Origin of the sequence: Ulvibacterium marinum, assembly GCF_003626755.1 — a bacterium.
GTDB lineage: Bacteria > Bacteroidota > Bacteroidia > Flavobacteriales > Flavobacteriaceae > Ulvibacterium > Ulvibacterium marinum.
Map to the genome: position 1 here is coordinate 243,078 of NZ_RBCJ01000006.1, position 22,397 is coordinate 265,474.

Sequence of the window (22,397 nt, forward strand, 5' to 3'; positions counted from 1 at the left end):
ATGTCCTCTACCGGTGTTTATAAGCTTAAAAATTGCTTATAAAATAAAAAGGGCCGCTCATTCGAGCGGCCCTTTTTATTTATTCAATAGTATTGTTTATTCCCTGATATTAGTATCCAGGATTCTGAGTCAATATATCAGCTCCTTGAATATCTATTTGCGACTGAGGAATTGGATATAATTCGTTTTTCCCAGCAGTAAAGCTAGCTCCTCCAAATTTCGTCACCAAATATTGGGATTCATAGGCCAGATAATCGTTCAACACATCTGCGGCTACGCCCCAACGAACCAAGTCAAAGAAACGATGGCCTTCCCCGGAAAGCTCCAATTTACGTTCGAAACGAACGGCAGTACGCGCATCTTCCTGTGTTGCAAATTGCGATGGTGGATACTCCGCAATTACATAATTTGCAGCATCCGTATCTGGATCATCATTTTCCTTTACCCAGTGCTCGGAATTGGCAGCTCTGGCCCTTACTTGGTTTACTAAAGCCCTGGCAGCTTCCAGGTTGCCCAATTCCACCTCAGCTTCTGCCGCCATCAACAATACATCCGCATAACGAATAATGGTGTAATTCATTGTTGCATAACCTCTGGTCCATGAACTACCGTCTGTAAAGGAATTCTCCTGAGATTTATAGTAAATATACTTTTTAGGAGAATAAGGTCCGGCATATGGAAAACTTCGAATCCAAGCCGATCCTGGATGCTCGATCCAATCCAAATAAGGAATTCCTTTACGACCAATAGAATGGTCTATTCTCGGGTCTAATGGATTTGCATCCTCTACAAAGGTATCCTCATCGTTCTCGTTAACAATAACATGGAAAAAGCTGTTTTGCACTTCATTTTCCGGATTGTTGTACGAACCATCCAACAGGGGAAGACCTTCAGGAGTAGTACGGAAGGAGTTGGCCAATTCAAAGCTAGGCTGAAAAAAACCACAGCAGTTACCAGGACCATCAGGACCGGTATTGTATGGATAGTTCAAATCGTCAAACGCATTGGCATTTTGAACGTTCCCTGTGTTATTGGCAGATTCCACATCTAAAACCGCCTCTGCATGATTATCGTTTTCCGCATTATAGATTTGTGCATAGTCATCCAGTAAGGCATACTTTAAATTATTAGAAGTAACCCCATCTTCAATTACATCATCGAACCATTGCTTAGCTTCAGCAAATTGTTGTTGATACAATTTAGCTTTGCCCATATATGCAGCTGCCGCCCATTTATTAACTCTTCCGGCTCCGTTATCCGCGGGAACATTATCAAATGCAAATTGAAAATCAGCCTCAATCTGTGTCCATACATCCGGAGTATTTGGAATCAACGGAACTTCCTCAGTAGGTACCGTTTCATCAAAATAAGGAATGCTATTGAAATGCTTCTTCAAATCAAAATAGAAGTGCCCACGTAAAAATCTAGCTTCACCAGCCAAACGTGCAACCGTTGCGGCGGGTATACCGTCGGCAGCAGTCGCTAAAGTGGACAGTACATTGTTGCAACGTACAATACCCTCATATCTGCCTTGCCAAAAACGTGTAAAATCGTTGTTGGGATCCACGGGGCTGGCCTCGTATCTCTGAATCGGGTTAATACTGGAATAATCCCCTGAATCTGTCCCCTTATTGGCATCTCCTCCACAAATGGAACCTGTAATCCAATGATTGGGTCCTTCAAAGCGGTTACCGAATACGCCGTTCAGTGCAGAATAGGCACCAATCAACAAACCTTCCACTCCAGCCTGGTTTTCCAAAAGCGGCCCGGCCAATGACCCGGTCGGGGCCACTTCCAAAAATTCATCGCTACAAGAGACCCCGAACATAAGGAGCGCAACAATGGCTATTGGCAATTTTTTTAGTCTATACATAGTTTTCATAGTTAATTTTTGCTTAAATATATGAATTATTTTTTTTCTAAATATCACAAGAATATCACAATCCCTTAGAGACCAAGATTTACGGTAATCAAATATTGTGGAGTTACTGGAAAGTTCCCAACATCAATGCCAAATCGAGTATCCACGTCTCCACCGACTCCTGGATCTAAACCACTATAGTTGGTTATGGTCCAAATGTTATTGGCGGAAAGGCCTACCTCAAAAGTACTTAGGCCTAAGGCATCCTTAACTTTGTCCTCAAAAGAATAAACCAAAGCCAAGCGTTGTAATCGTGCATAGGAACCATCCTCGACATACCAGGAATTCCCGGCACCACTGGTACTTAAATTGGTCTCGCTCTCCCATATTGGTGCAGCAGCATTGTTACCCAATTCCGGGGTCCATGATCGGAAGGCGGCAACCCCTTTAGCAGAACCTTCAAAGGTGCCAAAGAAATCCCTAAACCATTTGGATTGGTTCCAAATCTCATTCCCTACGAACCAGTTCCAGAACATTTCCATCTTCAATTGCTTATAATTCAATTCAATTGTTGCACCACCTGAGTAGTTGGGTATAGGATCTCCTAAATAGACCCTATCGTCCGGAGTAATGGCACCATCCCCATTAACATCTTCATAGCGGAAACGTCCCAATCCTTTGCCCTCCTGGGCGGGCGAATTGGCCACTTCTTCCTCACTGTTGAAGTATCCGATAACATTATATCCGAAGAAAGAGGAAAGCGGTCTGCCCACTTGGTTTCTCGTTGGGGAAATACCTCTAAAAGCTTGACCCTCTAAGAAATCTATACCGGGCGCAAATCTCACCACCTCATTTTTAAGGAAACTATGGTTTGTGGTTACTTGAAACGAGAGGTCCTCAGTGATATTCCCACGACCCACAATTTGGAAATCTACCCCTTGGTTCAACATGGCCCCTACGTTAACCGAAGGTGCGGCCGCCCCAAAACCGGTTACCCCGGGCAAAGGTATTTGAAAGAGCAAATCCTCCGTATCCTTTTTCCACCAATCAAACTGTACTTCCACATGATTGTCCCATAGACCCAGGTCAAAACCAATGTTCAAAGTAGTACTGGTCTCCCACTTGGCATCCGGGTTTCCGATCGTACTTGGCGCAAAACCTTCGTTGGCACCACTGTTCTGACCTTCAATAGGATAGAAAGTTCGTTGAAAACTGGATGCAAACAAGGAAAACTGGTTGGTAGGCGATACATTATTGGAATTCCCCATTTCCCCCCAACCTGCACGGATCCTCAGATTGTTAATTAAATTCTGGTTTTGCATAAAAGGTTCTGAGCTAACAGTCCATCCACCTGATACCGCAGGGAAAACCCCGTAGCGATTGTTCTCACCGAAAACTGAGGAGCCATCACGACGGATAACCCCGTTGATAGTGTACTTGTCATCAAAGCTATAACGCAATGTTCCGAATAAAGAACTGAAGTTAACCCCTGTAGCAATAGCCCCGGAGACTACCGGGCTTTGTACGGTAGACATGGTAATAAAGTCGATATCCGTTGAAAATGGGTTGATACCGGAACCGTTTATAAATCTACCTCGGGAAGGCGTAGTCGGGGTAGTAGCACCATTAATAGCCTCTATTCCACCTAATGCCTTGATACTGTGCTTTCCATAGGTCTTTTCAAAACTAACGGTGTTTGTAAAAATCCATTGAAAACCATAGCCCCAACCTTCGCTAAAGTTGTCACTGGCCTGGGGCTCGGAATCCCCAAGATAACGGAAACCATAAGATTGTCCAGTGAAGTTAATGTATTGTCCCCCTAGACTTGATCGGATCGATAGGCCGTCTGCCGGTCTTATTTCCGCAAACACATTTCCGAAGGTCTGAACGGCGAAAGCAACATCATCACCACTGTTCTGCTTCCTAATCCGTACCGGGTTACGGGGATTGTTAAAGCCTCCTGCGCGTGTACTGGCAAAACTACCGAATTCATCCCGTACCGGAAGGATAGTCGGCATACGATAGGCCGCGAGTATCTGCGATTCTTGGCTAGCAATACCAGCACCATCGCCACCACCCTGTTGTCCTATTACGGAGCGATAGGTCATCTGAAAGTTCTCCCCAAAGGATAGCCAGGGGGTTATATCCCATTCTGAATTGAAACGGGCCGTATAACGCTTAAATTCGCCTTCCAACATGATACTCGATTGGTCCTGTAGGCTTAAGCCAAAGGCAAAACGGCCTTTTTCCGTACCTCCATCAATTCCAAGGCTTACACGGCTTATAGGTGCGATACGGGTAACTTCATCGTACCAGTTGGTACCGGCCAAATTCGGCCTTATCAAAAAGGTATTTAGGGGGTCGGCTTCAAATGCGGCTCTCATTGCGGCCAAATCAATTGGGCCCCGTACACCACTTTGGTCTCCACCGGGCAATCCGGCCACTAATAGGTAGTCGGGGAAAGTCGGGGTTGGATTGGAGCCGTATTGTGGATGTGTATATTGTGGATCTGTTCCGGTAGCCCTCGCATTGTTCTCATAGGCAATGTGCGTATACCGCGCCATATCCTGGGGATTCATCATTTGTGGAGAACCCGCCGAGTTGGGGTCTTGAACCCCACTTTGTACATTTAACCTAAAATTGGTCTTTCTGGCTCCTTTTTTTCCTTGTCTGGTGGTATAAACGATTACCCCATTGGCGGCCCGGGCCCCATAAATAGAAGCTGCGGCGGCATCCTTAAGTACCGTGGTCGTTTCAATATCATCCGGGTTAAGAAATTCTATGTTGTTAATGGGAACACCATCTACCACATATAAAGGTTGGTTACCTCCAAAGGCCCCAAAACCACGTACCCGAATCTGGGATGCCGTACCGGGCTGACCATTGGTTACCACAGTAACACCGGCAACCCTACCGGCCAACTGCTGTTCTACGTTACCGGATGGTACGGCCGCCAATTCCTCGGCCTTTACAATGGAAACGGCTGCGGTAGTTTCCCGCTTGGTTTCCGTTTGGTAACCCGTAACGATAACTTCATCCAATGCCGCGGCATCATCCTGCAAAGTAACATTAACAGTAGATTGTCCATTAACCGCGACCTCTTGGGTTTGAAATCCTAGATAACTGATTACCAAAGTGGCATTGGCATCAACATCTAAGGTATAATTCCCATCAAAATCTGTTTGGGTTCCATTCGTTGTTCCTTTTTCAACAACGTTGGCCCCAGGGAGTGGAACTCCTCCGGAATCCGTAATTGTACCCGAAACGGTGGTTTGGAAAATAGTTTCCGCTTCAATTGTAATTTCATCATTTGCTTGGGCCAATTGTGTTCCCAAACAAATCAACATCGACAAAAACCCAATGGTTAGGAAAGAAAACTTTCCTTTGGGCCTTAACGAATTGTAATCTCGTTTTTGACTCATAATCCTTGTTGTTTGTTAGTTTAAATTAATCTTGATTTTTCAGGTTTTTCAACACTTGACAGCACACCAAACTGTTAAGGAAAACCCAAATTTCGGGTAATAATAACAAAATTATATGAATTACATAGACCCATTTTGCAATAATTTCCCAAATCCTACTATATTCTCAAATGTTAAATTTTAAAGACTATTGTGATTAAGCCCTTATTTTATTTGGCAATATGGCAATTTGGAAGGGTAAATTTTTGAGTATTCAGAATATTGCGGAATCACAAAGAAAATCCAATTTGTTAGGTATTTTCTCTCAAATCTTTATAGGCAATACGAGCCTACAACGTTGGAGTCGGCTATTATTTTTAGGGTTTGTTAACTTAAAAAGCGTTAAATTTTCCTAAAGTTTTACAAATGTGAGCTCCATGTGATTTTTATGATTTTGAAAGAAAAAAGGCTTGGATTTGCTTTGAAAAAATGCGTTGATCAAACTACACTTTTTTACAGTGAATTATAATTTTTTTGTTATTTACATCTGTCGTAAAGAATATGTATTCTTCGCCTCCCTCCAGAATCTTAAATCGTTTTCTGAGGGAATCCACATTTTCAGGAAAATTGCGGACGGTGATGTTTGCCTTTTTGATGCCAACAATTTTCATGATTTTTTTTGAATAAGACCATACTTTTTCAACCCTAAATTTACGACCAGGGAAGGTTTTCAATTCATTTGAAGTGTATAAGTGGGAATGAATATTGAGCTTACTTAGTGAATACCGTGCTGCCAAAAGTGAAAACGCCCCTGATTTTAAAATGGCCGAATTAGGTTCATAAAGGAAATTTTGAGGTTCGGCGGAGTTTGGCAGGGCACTTTTTTCTTCTTGAAGTGTAAAGTTGAACGTATCTACTTTTTGTTCATTGGCAATGTTGACTGTCTTCACCACGATTTCTCCGTTGAAATTAGCCTGTAATACCCACAATAATTCCTTTACTTCGTTTTTTAGGCTCACAATATGAATTTCCCTTACGAACTTTAGCTCCTTGATTCCGACCGATAGATCCAAAATTGGAGAGGTCTTTATCATAATATTATTGGATTTTTGAAAAAGTAAATCCAAATGCTTGGTAACATTGGGGGAACAATCGGATAGAAAGACCACCTTGCTATTTTGATTATCCCTGCGGGAAGGATCTAAGTAAATCCAATCAAACTTTAATTTGGATTCTCTTAAAAACCTCAATCCATCTCCTGAAATAACTTCAATGTTTTTTCTCCCAAGGACCTTAAAATTATGTGTAGCTATTCTCGATAGATCCCTATTCTTTTCACAATGATAAATAACATCCATTTTAAGAGCGAAGAAATTGGTGTCTACCCCGAATCCGCCGGTAACATCTACAAGGGATTTTCCATTAACAATTTTGGCTTTGTACCGAGCGGTGGTTTCCGAAGAAACTTGTTCAATATGTAGCTTATCCGGGAAATAAATCTTGGGTGTTTTATACCAGGTAGGGAGCTTTGTTTTTGATTTTTTTTTGGAAATTATCTGTTGTGCCAATTCTTTGTTCGAAACTTCTTCAAAAAAAGGTCTTTTCAATAAAAATGACACAATGTCAGTATCGATTTTATCTGAAATAAATTCCTGTATACCAGTCTTTAATAAATTTTTATTCAAAGTATAACTATAAATTACCAGTCAAGGATTTTACAATCTTATTTTCTGATAAAAACTCTTTTGAAACTACCTTGATAGCGGTATAACCAGGAACCGCCACAATCATACCTACTACCCCAAAAAGAAGACCGGCAATAATGATAATCAAAAAGATTTCCAAGGGATGGGATTTCACACTGTTGGAAAAAATAAAAGGCTGGGAAAAAAAATTATCTATTAACTGTCCTATCACCAGACCAATTAATACATAACCCGCCTTGGGTAGTATCACTGTACTGAAATCAGCACCTAAATTACTGGTCATGGTGAGAAGGATCATAATGACTCCACCAATAATAGGACCTATGTAGGGAATGATGTTGAAAAGGGCACATAAAAATGCAATTACAATGGCATTTTCTATGCCTACAATAAGCAGAACAATAGTATAAATGACAAAAAGAATAAATATTTGCAGGAGTAACCCAACAAAGTACCTGGACAATAGATTGTTTATTTTATCTATGGATTTTACCATCCCACTTTCCTTATCGTCCGGGACAAAGGTCAATAACCCCTTTTGGAAAAGCTTGCTATCCTTAAGAAAGAAAAAGGAAATAAACAATACGGAAAACAACCCTATACTAAATGTGCTGAGCACACCGACAAAAGAATTTAGGAAATTGGGGATAAAACCAATATCGAAGCCTTCCAAAAGGTTTTTCTCCAGTTCACTCTCCTCTATAATTTCGGTTACGACCTCCGGGGAAGCTCCAAAATATTGTGTGATTTCTTTGTATAGAGAATTCAAATTACTTTGCAATTGGTCAATATCCAACAAAGATAAGTTTTTGCCCTGTTCGGTAATCAATGGAATAAACAATGCTATAATACCTCCCAACAAACCTATCATTAATACCATTGTCAGAATAACGGCCAAGGTGTTCGGGAATTTGATCTTTCTTCTAAGGAAAAGTACAATAGGCCTGCCGATAAGAGCTATAACCGCCGCAAAAGCCAAATAGATCAGTACGGATTGTATTTTATACAAAAAGTATAGAACCAGTATAATACCGGTTAAGATACCGATGGCCCTGAGGATACCTTGTGATATAGTCTTCGAGTTCATATTTCCATCATTTTTGCTGGATTCTTCCCCTTCGTCACATTACTTCTTTCATACATAAGGGACCTCTATTGGATTATTATCAATTTCCGAATGCGTAAGAAACGATATTCGCTCCCATCCGAAGTGCCTTTTGACGGACCTCCTCGGGGTCGTTATGCACGGCGGGATCTTCCCAGCCATCTCCAAGATCACTTTCAAAAGTGAACAAAAGAACAAGCCTATTTTCATTGAAAATACCCAAGGCTTGCGGTCGTTTTCTATCATGTTCATGTATTTTTGGGAGTCCTTCAGGAAAATCATATTCTTGCACAAAAATTGGATGATCTTTGCCCAACTCCTCCAACTTCTTATTCGGAAAAACTTTGTCCAATTCTTTTCTAAGATAGGGTTCCATTCCGTAATTGTCATCAATGTGTAAAAACCCTCCGGACAATAGGTACGCTCTTAAATTCTGGGCATCCTCCTCAGAAAAAACTACATTACCATGCCCTGTCATATGTAAAAAAGGGTATTGGAAAATATTACTACTACCTGCATCTACGGTCGCCGGTTTTTCATTAATGGCCATTCCTATGTTTTCATTGCAAAAACGAATAAGATTGGGCAAAGCGGTTGGATTGGAGTACCAGTCCCCACCACCACTATACTTGAGGATTGCAATCTCTTGCCCTGTCAATGGAAATACCATGAAAAGCAAAAAAGTAGATAATAACGGTGTAAGTAACTTCATGAACTATCGAACTAAAACTCAATTGCATCAAATTTAAGTATAATCCATGTTGAAAAAAATCTTGTTGTCGATATTAGTTTTGGGTAGCCTTGTTTTTGCGGCCTTTACAAAGACCAATTCTGTTGAAAATACAATTTCTGATAACTCTTTAGTTACGAAAGAGACCTTTAAGCCGGTTGTGGTTTTGGAATTGTTTACATCTCAAGGGTGTTCTAGCTGTCCGCCTGCCGACGTGCTTTTGGACAAGGTTAAAAGAGAATATGCGGATGAGGTGTATGCCCTTTCCTATCATGTGGACTATTGGAATTATATAGGTTGGGAAGATCCCTTTAGCAAGCCTGAGTATGCAAAAAAGCAAAGAGATTACAATATCCAATTTCGTAATAGGAGTAACTATACCCCTCAGCTGGTTATCAATGGAAAGGAACACATAGTAGGGTCGAACACTAATTTGTTGTACAACAAGATCAGCGCCTACAAAGAGCAAAAAGCAGAGAATAAAATTGGACTGTCCAAAATTGATAATGATGGGCGAGGGGTTTCTTTTGAGTACGAGATTTATGGCAGTTTACAGGATAAAGAACTTAGGGCATTACTTGTGTTGGACCAGCGCCAAACAGAGGTCAGAAGGGGTGAAAATAGAAACAGGACCCTAAAAAACAGCAATATCGTTGTTGCTGAAAAGATGATAAAACCTTCGGAATCAAAAGGGAAGGGAGTTTTACTTTTTCCTAAAATCGTTAAGCCAAATGAAAAAAAGTACTTGATATTGCTCTTGCAAGATGTAAATTATAAAATAACAGGGGCCGTTAAAAGCACTGTTTTATGAACTAAGATGTTGTTTGTTTCTAAAGCCTCGTGAGGAGAACCATATATATCCATGCGGGGCTTTTTATTGCTAGCCGTTGTTAATTGTAGCAACTATGGTACAGGCCACTAAGGCAGCGGTTTCGGTACGTAGACGATTCTTTCCCAAGGAAACGGGCCAAAAACCTTTTTCGCCGGCTTGTTTGATTTCAGAAGGAGAAAAGTCCCCTTCCGGGCCTATTAAAATGGAGATGTCCTTATCCGGGGCTACTCTTCTTTTTAGATCCATTTTTTCACCCTTTTCGCAATGTGCTATAAAAAGGAGGCCCTGAGGAGTATTTTCAATGAAACTCTGATAGGAAATAGCATCGTTTAGTTTTGGAAGATACGTCTGTAAAGATTGCTTCATAGCAGAAAGGATTATTCTTTCCAATCGTTCTCGCTTGATCACTTTTCGCTCAGAGCGCTCACAGATAATCGGTGTAATTTGATCTACCCCAATTTCAGTGGCTTTCTCCAAAAACCATTCAAATCGATCTATATTTTTGGTTGGTGCAACAGCCATGTGCAAGGAGTGCATTTTGGGATGCGTTTTGGTCGTAGAAACAATTTCTGCCTTGCACTTTTTTATGTCCGCAGTTAGTATTTTGGCCTGGAACAAATAACCTCTACCATTGGTGATTTTTAAAAGGTCGCCTTCCTTTTTCCGAAGTACTTTAATTATATGGCGACTCTCTTCAGGGCTGAAGACAAACTGGGAAATGCTATTGTCCAAAGTTGGATTATAAAAAAGTTGCATAATGTCTAAGATAAGGTTATTGGAAACTCGATGTCTTGTTCATAAAAAGTTCTGGTTAATAGTATTGAAAATGATGGATTTTCAGGACTTTAAATGAATTACCTTCAAATTTATATTTTGTATCTCGCTTTAGCGGATATATTTTGATCTGTAAGTTGGTTTTGCATAAACTTGAAATATCCGGTTATCCCGATCATTGCGGCATTGTCCGTACAATACTCCAGTTTAGGCAAATATACATGCCAACCGTACTTTTTTTCCGCAGATTTCAAGGCAGCTCGTATGCCCGAATTAGCCGAAACACCTCCACCTATCGCAACATGTTTCACACCCGTTTGTTTAACGGCCTCTTTTATTTTATCCATTAGAATACGAACAATAGTATGTTGTATGGAAGCGCAAATATCATTTCGATTTTCCAATACAAAATTCGGATTTGCTTTTACCTCCTTTTGGACAAAATATAAAATACTGGTTTTTAACCCACTAAAGCTAAAATTAAGTCCGGCTACCCTGGGTTTGGGAAAAGGAAAGGCCTTAGGGTTCCCCAATTGGGCATATATATCGATCAAAGGACCTCCGGGGTAGGGCAGGCCCAATATTTTTGCGCTTTTATCAAAAGCTTCACCAACGGCATCATCCAAAGTCTCGCCCAAAATTTCCATTTTAAGATAATCCTTGACCAGAACAATTTGGGTATGCCCACCACTTAGGGTCAATGCTAAAAATGGAAAGCTCGGGCCCCGGTAATCTTGCCCGTCTATAAAATGAGCCAAAATGTGGGCCTGCATATGGTTTACTTCAACAAGGGGAATTTGTAATCCTAAAGCTAAGGACTTGGCGAAGGACGTACCGACCAATAATGATCCCAATAGTCCAGGTCCGCGTGTAAATGCTATGGCCGATAGTAGTTTTTTATCGATATTTGCTCTCATTAATGCTTGGTGCACAACGGGAACAATGTTTTGCTGGTGTGCCCGCGAGGCAAGTTCAGGAACGACGCCCCCGTATTCCTGATGTATTTTTTGGGTGGCCACTACATTGCTGAGCACTTTTTTGTTCAGTAATACTGCTGCCGAGGTATCGTCACAAGAAGATTCAATGGCTAGAATATAAATAGTTTTGTTTTCCACCCGGTTTGGAACAAAAATTGGATATACAAAGGTAAAACATAAAGCCCTATCAAAAAACTAAGGAAAATACTGATAAGAACTCTCTTAGTGTTCCTTTTAATATGCATTTTGGGTACCATAATCCTTTCCTTGCCCGTAGTTCAAACCCGTTTTGCCAAGTACGCCACAACTACTATAAATAATGAATTTGGGACTCATATTAATATTGACCGGCTTAGGGTTTCCCTAATCTCATGGGATACCTCACTGGAGAATGTTTATGTTGAAGACTATAAAAAAGACACCCTATTTTTCATCGATGAACTTACTACATCAATATTGAGCATTAGAAATTTGGCCAACGGAAAGTTGGAATTTGGAGAAATTGATATTGAACGATTGAATTTTAAGCTAAAGACTTATAAGGAAAGTAAAAACACCAACTTGGAAGTTTTTATTGATAAACTGGATGACGGCAAACCGAGAGAACCTGGAACTCCACCGTTTTTTTTCTCTTCCTCCGATGTAGAAATTTCCCAAAGTAATTTTAGACTTATAGATGAAAATAGAGAAACGGAGAATATCCTTGATTTTAGGGATTTGAATATATCGGCTTCCGATTTTCAAATTCTCGGTCCTGAAGTTTCTACGGAAGTACAGGAGCTTTCCTTTAAGAGCAAGAGGGATTTGGAAGTGGAAAAATTGGCCACAGTCTTTAAATATACCAAACAGCAAATGCGATTTGACTCCCTTAGAATAAAGACCCCCGGCTCCGATTTAAAGGGGAACTTGGTGTTTAACTATGATAGAAAGGATTTCGCCGATTTTACGGATAAAGTAAAAGTTGTGGCGAACTTTCAGGACACCAAAGTTGCCTTTAACGAAATAAACCATTTGTACGATCAATTTGGAAAAGAAAAAGAGGTTGTTTTTTCCTCTTCCATAAGTGGGGTTCTAAACAACCTGAACGCGGAACAGCTCTTCCTGCAATCTGATAATACGGGCATTCGTGGAGATTTCAATTTTAAGAACCTTTTTAGTAAGTCGGAGCCTTTTTCCATGTCGGCAAATATGAAGAACGTTACAACCAGCTATTATGAACTCCGATCGTTAATGCCCAATATTTTGGGCAAATCAATACCTTCCTTATTTCAAAAACTCGGGCAATTTACGATTCGCGGGGATGCCGATATCACCGAAACTTCTATCGATGCCAAAGTAAACATTAATACGGCTATTGGAAGTAGCTATACAGACTTGGAATTGACCAATGTAAACAACATTGATAATGCCGCCTACGAGGGTTTTGTATCCCTAATTGATTTTGATTTGGGAGACTTTTTAGATAATAAAAGGTTGGGCAAGACAACGTTGGATTTTAATGTGGAAGGACAGGGCTTTGTCCAGGATATAAACACGGAAGTAATTGGACAGGTCTACTCTGTGAATTTCAACAATTATGATTACAAAGACATTAAGGTCTCTGGAATTTTAAAGGAGCAATTGTTCGATGGTAGCTTGGTAAGCAATGATGAGAACCTGCAATTCAACTTCAAGGGGTTGGCGGATTTTGGAGAAGACAGTAACAATTTTAATTTTATTGCCTCCGTGGACCATGCAGACCTTAAAAAGTTGAACTTCATAAATGATAGTATATCAATCTTTAAGGGCAACGTAAATATGGACGTTACCGGGAACACCTTGGACAATTTAGTGGGTGATATCAAGTTTACCCAGACCATTTTTCAAAATAAGAACGACACCTATTATTTTGATGATTTTAAGGTCTCATCTACCTTTGAAAATGACTCCACTAGAGTAATCGATATAAACTCGCCGGACATTATTACGGGTTATATGAAAGGTAATTTCAAGGTCAACGAACTGGGTAAATTGGTACAGAATTCCTTAGGAAGCATTTATACCAATTATCGGCCTTTTGAAATTTCAGAAGGGCAGACTATGTCCTTTAATTTTAAGATATACAACAAAATAGTAGATGTTTTTTTCCCTGAAGTCCAATTTGATCCAAATACATTTATTAGAGGGAATATAATTGCTGATAAAGGAGACTTTAAGTTGAACTTCAAATCACCCAAAATACAGGCATATGGGAATGTGGCCGATAGTATTGATATAAAGATCGATAACAAGAATCCTTTGTTCAATACCTACGTCTCGGTAGCCGATCTTTCAACAAGTTATTATGATGTAAAGGATTTCAGCCTTATCAATACGACTTTAAAGGACACCCTATTTTTCCGTACGGAATTTAAAGGAGGAAGTGAATTTGATGATAGTTATAACCTAAATTTTTATCACACATTCAATCAAGAGAACAAATCTGTCATTGGCCTTAAGACATCGGACGTAAGTTTCAAGGGGAACCAATGGATTTTAAATAAGGAAGGAAATCGACAAAACAAAGTTATTCTCAATAGGACCTTGGATAGTATTTGGATCGAGGAAATCGTTATGAACAACGAAGAGCAGGAGCAAATACGTCTTAAAGGCCAGTTGGCGGATTCTACCTATAAGGATCTGGAACTTCAATTTAAAATTGTCTCCCTTAATAAAATCACCCCTTCAATAGATAGCCTAAAACTTCAAGGGGAAGTAAATGGAACGTTAAATGTACTACAAAAGGACGATGTCTATTTGCCTTCTTCCAATTTGGCCATCGCCGATTTTGCTATTAATGATATGAGAATGGGAGACCTTACCATAGGGATAGTTGGCAATAGGGATTTGACAGACTTTGTAGTCAATTCCCAGATTACGGATAAGGGCGTGGAGAAAATGGGAGTTGTCGGTAACATCAAAAATGATGGGGAGATTCCCCAGGCCAATCTTTTGGTAAACTTCAATGAGTTAGATCTGGAACCCTTTAGCCCGTTGGGAGAGGATGTCATCACCAATATCAGAGGCGATTTAAGTGGTAGTGCTAGAATAAGGGGGCCTGTGGACAATCCGGAATTCAGTGGTATTTTAACATTGGATAACGCAGGTTTGGCCATTCCCTACCTAAACGTAGACTATAGCTTTGCTCCCAACTCCCGGGTAGACTTACGAGACCAGACTTTTGATTTTGACCAAATCAGGATTACCGATGTCTCAAAAAGAACAAAAGCGGTTTTGGATGGCACTATTACCCACAGATACTTTGAGGATTGGTTTTTAGACTTGGATATTGATACCAACAATAATCGTTTTTTGATTTTGGATACGGCATTTGAGGAAGAAGTACTCTACTATGGCACTGGTTTTATAAATGGACAGGGTAGAATTTTTGGCCCTACCAATGCCCTGACCATTAAAGTAGATGCGGAAACGGCAAGGGGCACTTCCCTTAAAATACCGCTGAGCGATGTGGCTTCCGTGGGAGATTACTCCTTTATAAATTTTATAGAACGGAACAGTATAAAAACTATAGAGGAACAACGTATTTTGGAGGACTTTGAAGGATTGGAGCTCGAGTTTGATCTTGTTGTTACCCCAGATGCTGAGGTTGAAATTGTAACCGACCGTAAAACAGGAAGTTCACTTAAAGGAACCGGAGAAGGTATTTTATTGATACGTATCAATACCCGGGGAAAATTTGAAATGTTCGGGGATTTTGTAGTGGTAACCGGGGAATACAACTATCGGTTTGGCGGTATAATAGACAAAACCTTTACGGTTAGGCCAGGTGGAACCATCATATGGGACAGGGAACCTTTAGAAGCGCAATTACAACTTGAAGCGGTATATTCCTTAAATGCCAATCCTGCCCCGTTATTGGATGATCCGGGATACACAAGACGTATTCCTACACAGGTGGTTACCAAATTGACAGGAGAACTGGAAAGTCCGGATATTGAGTTTAATGTAGAGTTCCCTGGGACCAATACCATAGTCCAATCGGAATTGGAATATCGATTGCAGGACCCTACCGTAGAAGAAAGAAACGCTCTGTTTTTATTGGCCCAAGGCTCTTTTGTTAGCGACCAAAGCGGGATAAATAGGCAGGCAGTAACGGGCAATTTATTACAATCTGCCTCGGGACTATTAAATCAGGTACTGGGAGGTGAAAACGATAAATTTAATTTAGGACTTTCCTATGAGCAAGGAGTTTTGGATAGAAATGCGGATGTACAAACGGAGAATAGAATAGGCGTAACGGTTTCTACCCAGATAAGCGATAGAATATTGTTCAATGGCAGGGTAGGGGTGCCTGTAGGTGGAGCCAGTGAAACAGTGGTTGCCGGAGATTTTGAAATCCAATTGTTGCTTAATGAAGAAGGTACCCTAAGTGCCAAATTCTTTAACAGGGAGAATGAGATCCAAGAATTTTTTGCGCAAAGACAAGGCTATACGCAAGGTGCGGGTCTTTCGTATGAAGTAGATTTCAATAGTTTTAAAGAGCTCTTTAGAAGAGTGGTGGGCAAAACGGAAACGCAAGAAGATAGATTTCCCCAGACCGAAGAATTGCCCAGTTCAGTGATGGGAAAAGATAGCTTACTGAGATTCTACCCAAAGACAAAAGGACGTCGTTAAATACCTTAAAGGAAAAACCCCTTATGTTATATTTTAAGCATAGGAAATATCAAGGGTCTACGAAAACGATAGAGCTGGTTATATTGCCTAAATTAAGGACTTCAACAATTCCTAAATTGAAATAAGTTTGCTAATTTTGCTAGCTTAAAATTTTCGATGGTTTCCGAAATAAAGAAAATCGGTGTTTTTACCTCAGGTGGGGATTCACCGGGAATGAATGCAGCTATTCGGTCGGTGGTACGTACTTGTGCTTTCTTGAAGGTAGACTGTGTGGGTATCTATAGGGGTTATGAAGGGATGATCGAGGGTGATTTTAAACCCATGGATGCCCGTAGTGTAAACAACATCATCAACAAGGGGGGTACCATTTTAAAATCTGCCAGGTGCGAACCATTTCGGACCGAGGAAGGTAGAAAAAAAGCCTATGAACAACTTAGGGCTGAAGGAATCGATGCTTTTGTTGTTATTGGTGGCGATGGTAGTTTTACCGGAGCCATGATTTTCAATCAAGAATTTGATTTTCCGGTCATCGGGATTCCCGGTACCATAGATAATGATATTTTCGGCACCACCTTTACTTTAGGTTTTGATACAGCCCTTAATACTGTTGTAGAAGCCATAGATAAAATACGGGATACGGCCAGTTCCCACAATCGTCTCTTTTTTGTCGAAGTAATGGGAAGGGATGTCGGGCATATTGCCTTAAATGCTGGAGTGGGTGCAGGTGCCGAGGAAATTTTGATCCCTGAAGAAAACTTGGGTTTAGATCGTCTCTTGGAGTCTTTGAAGCGAAGCAAGGAATCCGGTAAATCCTCCAGTATAGTTATAGTTGCCGAAGGAGATAAAACCGGGAAAAATGTATTTGAACTCAAGGAGTATGTAGAGGAACATCTACCGATTTATGACGTAAGGGTGTCAGTATTAGGTCATATGCAACGTGGAGGACCACCGTCCTGTTATGATAGGGTATTGGCAAGTAGAATGGGGGTTAAGGCAGTGGAATCCTTACTGGAAGGCAAAACAAGTCTTATGGTGGGTGTACAGGACAATAGACTTATTCTGACACCGATAAACAAGGCAATAAAAGGGCATACAAAAATAGACAAGGAACTCATTCGGGTTTCCGAAATAATGACAACGTAATTTTTAATCTAAAAACAGATAAAATGTCAAACTTGAAAATAGGAATTAACGGATTTGGTAGAATAGGGAGGTTGGTTTTCCGATCAACCGTAAAAAGGGACAATGTTGATGTGGTGGCCATAAATGATCTTTTAGATGTGGAACACCTGGCCTATTTATTGGAATATGATTCCGTACACGGAAGATTCGATGGAACCGTAGAGATAAAGGACGGTAACTTGGTAGTCAATGGCAAAACCGTTCGAATTACTGCGGAAAGGGATCCCAAAAATTTGAAGTGGGATGAAGTAGGGGCAGATATCGTGGCAGAATGTACAGGTATTTTCACAACTTTGGAAACCGCCCAATATCACATTGATGGTGGAGCTAAAAAAGTAGTTATTTCAGCACCTTCCAAAGATGCCCCAATGTTTGTAATGGGGGTAAATCATAAAGACGTAAAAGCATCTGATACCATCGTGTCCAATGCTTCCTGTACGACCAACTGTTTGGCACCGTTGGCAAAAGTCTTGAATGATAATTTTGGGATAGAGGAAGCGCTCATGACCACTGTCCATGCCACAACGGCTACGCAAATGACTGTTGATGGTCCATCCAAAAAGGATTATCGAGGAGGTAGAAGTGCTTTGTTGAATATCATACCTGCTTCTACCGGAGCTGCCAAGGCAGTCACCAAGGTAATACCTGAATTGCAAGGTAAGTTGACGGGAATGGCCTTTAGGGTACCTACCGCTGATGTGTCCGTAGTCGATTTAACCGCACGGTTGGAAAAGGAGACTTCCTACGAGGAAATAAAGAAAGCATTTAAAGCTGCTGCCGATGGAGAGCTCAAAGGAATTCTAGGATATACCGATGAAGCGGTGGTTTCCCAAGATTTTGTCGGTGATGCGCGTACCAGTATTTTTGATGCAGGTGCGGGAATTGAATTGAATTCTAAATTCTTCAAGCTGGTTTCATGGTACGATAATGAAGCTGGGTATTCCAATAAATTGATAGATTTGGCTGAATACGTTCACAGTCTTTAAGTTTTTGATGCAAAAAAAGTTTTCCTGAAAATATACCGTTTTTTGTGTATTTTCAGGATTCTTTTTTTAAAAGGAAATATATGGTAGTAATAGTTGATAGTGGGGCGACCAAAGCAGATTGGATAGCTTTGGACGATAAGGGTGAACAGGTATTTTTTACACAGACTTTAGGACTTAGTCCCGAGGTTTTGACACGCGAGGTAATAGAGGACAGACTGGCTAATAATTTCGAGCTCTCCAAGAACAGCAACAAGGTTAAGCAACTCTTTTTTTATGGAGCAGGATGCGGAACCGAGCGAATGAGACGGTTTCTAAAGAAAATTTTTAAAGCCTTTTTTCCAAAGGCCAAGGCCGAGGTTAGGGAGGATACTTTTGCCGCAATCTATTCCACTACCCAAGTAGGGCATCAGGGCATTGTATGCATTTTAGGTACGGGATCCAATTGTAGCTATTATGATGGGCACCAAATGTTTCAAAAAGTAGTTTCCCTTGGTTACATCCCAATGGATGATGGAAGCGGTAATTTTTTTGGCAGAAAATTGATACGGGATTATTACTATCATAAAATGCCCCAAGATTTGGCCATGAAGTTTTCTACGGAGTACAACCTGGATGCGGATGTCATTAAGGAAAATTTGTATAAGCAGCCCAATCCCAACACCTATTTGGCCACTTTTGCGCGGTTTTTAGTCGAGAATAAAGACCATCCCTATTGTAAAGGTGTAATTGACAAAGGGTTCCAACAGTTTATCAATAACCATGTGATGCAATTTGAACTTGCTACTAAGGTTCCTGTCCATTTTGTAGGCAGTATTGCCCACTACCTAAAGGATGAACTCCAAGCGGTGGTCGAAAGAAACGACTTGGTATTGGGTGTTATTCGGCAACGTCCCATTGATGGACTTGTTGAATTTCACAAGCAAACTATCTAACCGCTACCATAGAAATCTCAACGTTCACAAACTTGGGAAGGTTGGCTACTTCTACAGTTTCACGGGCAGGAGCAGTATCGGCATTAAAGTAAGATCCGTATACTGCATTTACTTCATGGAATTGGTGCATGTCCTTTAAAAAAATGGTGGTCTTCACCACGTTTTCAAAAGTCATTCCAGCCTCATCCAAAATCGCATTTAGATTCTTCATAGATTGATGGGTTTCCTTTGTGATATTACCTTCAACCAATTCTCCGGTACTGGGATCGATGGGAATTTGTCCTGAAATATACAAAGTGTCACCACTTAATATTGCTTGATTATACGGACCAATTGGTGCAGGTGCCTCGGAAGTATTTATGATTTTTTTCATAACTTTTTGATTTAAAGGTATTTAAATGGAATTCGCTTTATCTTCTGGGTGGCTGACTTCTGTTTTCCCATTTTAAGTCACTGAGTATGGAGCTTTTAATCCCTATAAAGAAATACCAGCGTTCAAAATTTCCAAAGGGTGTCCAGTTAAAACGGAGAACGAAACTTTTTAGATCCCGTTCGAAACGGAGCTGGGTAAGCGTAAACCCTTTGTTTTTAAAATCATATCCTGAGGAACCCCCAACCTTCCATCTAGGGGAAAGCTCAATATCCCCGGAAAACATAAGGGAATGGCTACTAAACTCGTTTTGCCTTTGATTGTTACTATAAGTGGCAGAATAGGCTAACCTAAAATTCCAAGGAATTTTAGTACCATAAATTGGATTTTCCACGTCTTCGGAATCCCGATCATCGCCTCCTCTGGGAGGTTCATTAAATCGGTCCGCACGTCCAAAAAGGTCATCGTCCCGGCCGCCGCTCTGGGCAACATAATCGTAAGGATTTTCATCCTCTTCTTCGCCTTCTTCATCCTCCTTTTTACCAAAAGTTTTGCTATCAATGGAATACCCAACGTTAACGTTTGCCCTGGTCAATCTAAACAAACTGCCGCCATTATTTATGTTAAAGGTGTTTATGCGACGTCCATTATTATCTATGGCATAGGGATCTAGACCTGCCGAGAAATTGATGGCCATCTTATTATCCAGGATATTGGTACCACCATTGATACTCAAAGGACTTAACCGTAACGAATCAGCCTCAAAATTGTAGCCTGTGGATAAGTTTAAATTACTCAGCAAAGGAATCTTTTTGGGTTCCGTAGCGGTAGAATCCTTGTCCCTTACCTTGGCTTCAAAAACGTTGGCCAGGGAAAACCCTATGCTGTTGGATTTGCCTAAACTTGGCGCCCCATTTAAAGTTCCTTGAAACCGACTGAATTGCACTACTTCCCCGTCTCCATCGATATACTCGTCATAAAATTGATCAAAAGATGGAGCGAATCCATAGCTTAAGGAAGGTCTCATAACATGGCGTATAGCCTGTATTTTTTTGTCTTCACCAAAGTTGAAGGTTCCATAAAGCGTTGTACCAATACTTGCACTAAAATTATAGGTGTTGTAGCGGTCAAAGCCACTGATTGTATCTCGTACCACCTGATTCTCCTCCGCATCAAAACGCTGGTTAAAGGTTTCAAGGGTCCACACATCCTCGTAGTTACCTCCAACGCTGACACTAAAAAACTTGGCCACTTTAAAGTTAGTACTAATGGGAATCCGATGCCGGGCTCCGACCCTGGCATTGTCGAACATTCTACCGGTTAAAAAATCATCATCATTGGTGGTTAAACTGTTACGCGCATTAACGTCATACTGAAAATTTACATTCTGGATGATACCCTTTTTTATTCCGTCACGTTTGGCAAAGGGAAATATTCGTTCTAAACTGGCTTGGAAAGTGGGCAGCGTCATTTGAATGTTGTTCTCAGGAGCGTTGGCACTGGTATTTTGGCTATGGTTCACAGTAACACTCATATTTACCATAGGATATTCAGGAAATGTCTTGGAATATGAAATGGATGAATTAAGGCTATTGTTTTGGGTATTGGGTAGGTTTTGTTGCAATAAGGAATTTTGAAAATAGGTACTACTGCCCAAGTTGACCGACGCGGAAAACCGTGAATTGGGATTGGCCTTGGCATCTTGGGAATGACGCATCTGGATATTATAAATTGTTGTCCTACTATAGTCACTGAATCCCCTTTGGCTGGTAACCAGGTTTTCATACCTAAAGTTAATGTTTCCTTGGTATCTATAGCGTTTGGAATATGCAGATTGCCCCCTAAACCCATAGCTTCCATTGGTGTAAAAGTCACCTGTAAGGGTCAGGTCCAGATAGTCACTTATGGGAAAATAATACCCTCCTCCTTGAAGAAAATACCCGCGATCCGGATCATTTCCAAAGGTGGGCATTATTAATCCTGCAGTACGCCCAACGGTAAGGGGAAAATAGGCAAAGGGCAATGCGATAGGCGTGGGCACATCTGCTATATACAGATTGCTAAACCCTGCAATTACCTTTTTTTTGGGTACAAATTTGGCCTTTCTAACTCGAATGTAATAATCGGGGTCTATGGTGTCCTTGGATGTGGTCAACTTACCTTCATGCAAAAAGTAAACGGAGTCATTTTCCTTTTTGGTAATGTCCGCATAGACCTTCATGGCATCGCTCCCCAACTGCCCTAAACCTGCCTGTTGCTCCGTACGTGAATTCCATATCAATGCCTTTTGGGTATCAAAATTAAATCGGATGGAGTCCGGTATTACTTCATTGTTTCCCTGCTTAAAGAAAGGAATTTGTGTGTAGTTGCCCAAGGAATCCTTGATACGACCGGCGTATACCTCATTTTTTATATAGTCCAAGATAATTATGCCTGCCTTTAATTCCGTATCCTGATAATAGATTTCAGCTTCGTTGTACAAATATATTTTTTGGTCTTTTTGGCTCAATTTCACATAATCCTTGGCCTTGTATTTAATCTTATCCAGTAAAATTGATTCCTTTCTGTTGAGGGAGTCGGTTTGGGTGGAATCGTTGGGAATGCTATCACGTAGTGCAGTAATTGGAAATAGGGGAGCAATTATGGTATCCTTCTGCGCCTTTATGGGTAATGGAATTATTTGGTCTTCTTGGGCGTTTACCCAAATTGAACCAACCAAAAGCAGCAATAGGAAAAGAAAATGTTTATTTGATTGCAAGGCTATATATCCTATTTTTGTAAAGGTTTGGCTTTCCCCTAGCGTTGGCATTGGAGATCAAACTTACATATATTTTTTGTTCCCCTTATAGCGTATTACCATAAATTTAACCAAGTAGGGAGCATTAAAA

General features: G+C 40.6%; 14 protein-coding genes. 5 read left to right on the forward strand and 9 right to left on the reverse strand.

Annotation, left to right across the window (positions count from 1 at the left end):
• Positions 1-109: 109 nt before the first annotated feature.
• The 5 genes from D7Z94_RS24330 to D7Z94_RS24350 form a co-directional block, all read right to left on the reverse strand.
• Entirely contained in the window at positions 110-1,873 is a 1,764-nt protein-coding gene (locus D7Z94_RS24330) for a RagB/SusD family nutrient uptake outer membrane protein (RefSeq protein ID WP_245967299.1), read from the reverse strand.
• Positions 1,874-1,947: 74 nt separating this feature from the next.
• On the reverse strand, positions 1,948-5,283 hold the full coding sequence (locus D7Z94_RS24335; protein WP_120714255.1) for a SusC/RagA family TonB-linked outer membrane protein: 3,336 nt from the start codon (positions 5,281-5,283) through the stop codon (positions 1,948-1,950).
• Between the two features lie 482 nt (positions 5,284-5,765).
• Positions 5,766-6,947, reverse strand: coding sequence for a THUMP-like domain-containing protein (locus tag D7Z94_RS24340; RefSeq protein ID WP_120714256.1), 1,182 nt, complete (start codon positions 6,945-6,947; stop codon positions 5,766-5,768).
• Positions 6,948-6,954: 7 nt separating this feature from the next.
• Positions 6,955-8,055 (reverse strand): AI-2E family transporter, encoded by a 1,101-nt coding sequence (locus tag D7Z94_RS24345; RefSeq protein ID WP_120714257.1) that lies wholly within the window; start codon positions 8,053-8,055, stop codon positions 6,955-6,957.
• A gap of 79 nt (positions 8,056-8,134) precedes the next feature.
• The gene (locus D7Z94_RS24350; RefSeq protein ID WP_120714258.1) at positions 8,135-8,785 is read right to left on the reverse strand and encodes a DUF4159 domain-containing protein; all 651 of its coding nucleotides are present in this window, start codon (positions 8,783-8,785) and stop codon (positions 8,135-8,137) included.
• Between the two features lie 46 nt (positions 8,786-8,831).
• On the opposite strand from D7Z94_RS24350, the gene D7Z94_RS24355 reads away from it, so the two are divergent.
• The gene (locus D7Z94_RS24355) at positions 8,832-9,614 is read left to right on the forward strand and encodes a DUF1223 domain-containing protein (protein WP_120714259.1); all 783 of its coding nucleotides are present in this window, start codon (positions 8,832-8,834) and stop codon (positions 9,612-9,614) included.
• Between the two features lie 69 nt (positions 9,615-9,683).
• On the opposite strand, the gene D7Z94_RS24360 is transcribed toward D7Z94_RS24355, so the two are convergent.
• Together D7Z94_RS24360 and tsaD are read right to left on the reverse strand one after the other, a co-directional pair.
• The gene (locus D7Z94_RS24360; RefSeq protein ID WP_120714260.1) at positions 9,684-10,391 is read right to left on the reverse strand and encodes a 16S rRNA (uracil(1498)-N(3))-methyltransferase; all 708 of its coding nucleotides are present in this window, start codon (positions 10,389-10,391) and stop codon (positions 9,684-9,686) included.
• Positions 10,392-10,501: 110 nt separating this feature from the next.
• Positions 10,502-11,524: a tRNA (adenosine(37)-N6)-threonylcarbamoyltransferase complex transferase subunit TsaD gene (tsaD, locus tag D7Z94_RS24365; RefSeq protein ID WP_120714261.1), complete on the reverse strand. Its 1,023-nt coding sequence runs from the start codon at positions 11,522-11,524 to the stop codon at positions 10,502-10,504.
• Positions 11,525-11,632: 108 nt separating this feature from the next.
• Here tsaD and D7Z94_RS24370 point away from each other — a divergent pair, with 108 nt between their 5' ends.
• The 4 genes from D7Z94_RS24370 to D7Z94_RS24385 all read left to right on the forward strand — a co-directional run bounded on the left by D7Z94_RS24370 (position 11,633) and on the right by D7Z94_RS24385 (position 19,139).
• On the forward strand, positions 11,633-16,039 hold the full coding sequence (locus tag D7Z94_RS24370) for a translocation/assembly module TamB domain-containing protein (protein ID WP_245967300.1): 4,407 nt from the start codon (positions 11,633-11,635) through the stop codon (positions 16,037-16,039).
• A 156-nt stretch (positions 16,040-16,195) separates the two neighbouring features.
• Positions 16,196-17,182 carry a 6-phosphofructokinase gene (pfkA, locus tag D7Z94_RS24375; RefSeq protein ID WP_120714262.1) on the forward strand — a complete coding sequence of 329 codons (987 nt, stop codon included), beginning with the start codon at positions 16,196-16,198 and terminating at the stop codon, positions 17,180-17,182.
• A 23-nt stretch (positions 17,183-17,205) separates the two neighbouring features.
• Positions 17,206-18,207 (forward strand): type I glyceraldehyde-3-phosphate dehydrogenase, encoded by a 1,002-nt coding sequence (gene gap, locus D7Z94_RS24380; protein ID WP_120714263.1) that lies wholly within the window; start codon positions 17,206-17,208, stop codon positions 18,205-18,207.
• An 80-nt stretch (positions 18,208-18,287) separates the two neighbouring features.
• Complete coding sequence (locus D7Z94_RS24385) at positions 18,288-19,139, forward strand: N-acetylglucosamine kinase (protein ID WP_120714387.1); 852 nt, start codon at positions 18,288-18,290, stop codon at positions 19,137-19,139.
• Here the strand turns inward: D7Z94_RS24385 and D7Z94_RS24390 are convergent.
• Both D7Z94_RS24390 and D7Z94_RS24395 read right to left on the reverse strand, forming a co-directional pair.
• Entirely contained in the window at positions 19,132-19,512 is a 381-nt protein-coding gene (locus D7Z94_RS24390) for a RidA family protein (RefSeq protein ID WP_120714264.1), read from the reverse strand. The two genes, D7Z94_RS24385 and D7Z94_RS24390, sit on opposite strands and share 8 nt — an antisense overlap.
• A gap of 37 nt (positions 19,513-19,549) precedes the next feature.
• Positions 19,550-22,318, reverse strand: coding sequence for a putative LPS assembly protein LptD (locus tag D7Z94_RS24395; protein ID WP_245967301.1), 2,769 nt, complete (start codon positions 22,316-22,318; stop codon positions 19,550-19,552).
• Positions 22,319-22,397 lie beyond the last annotated feature (79 nt).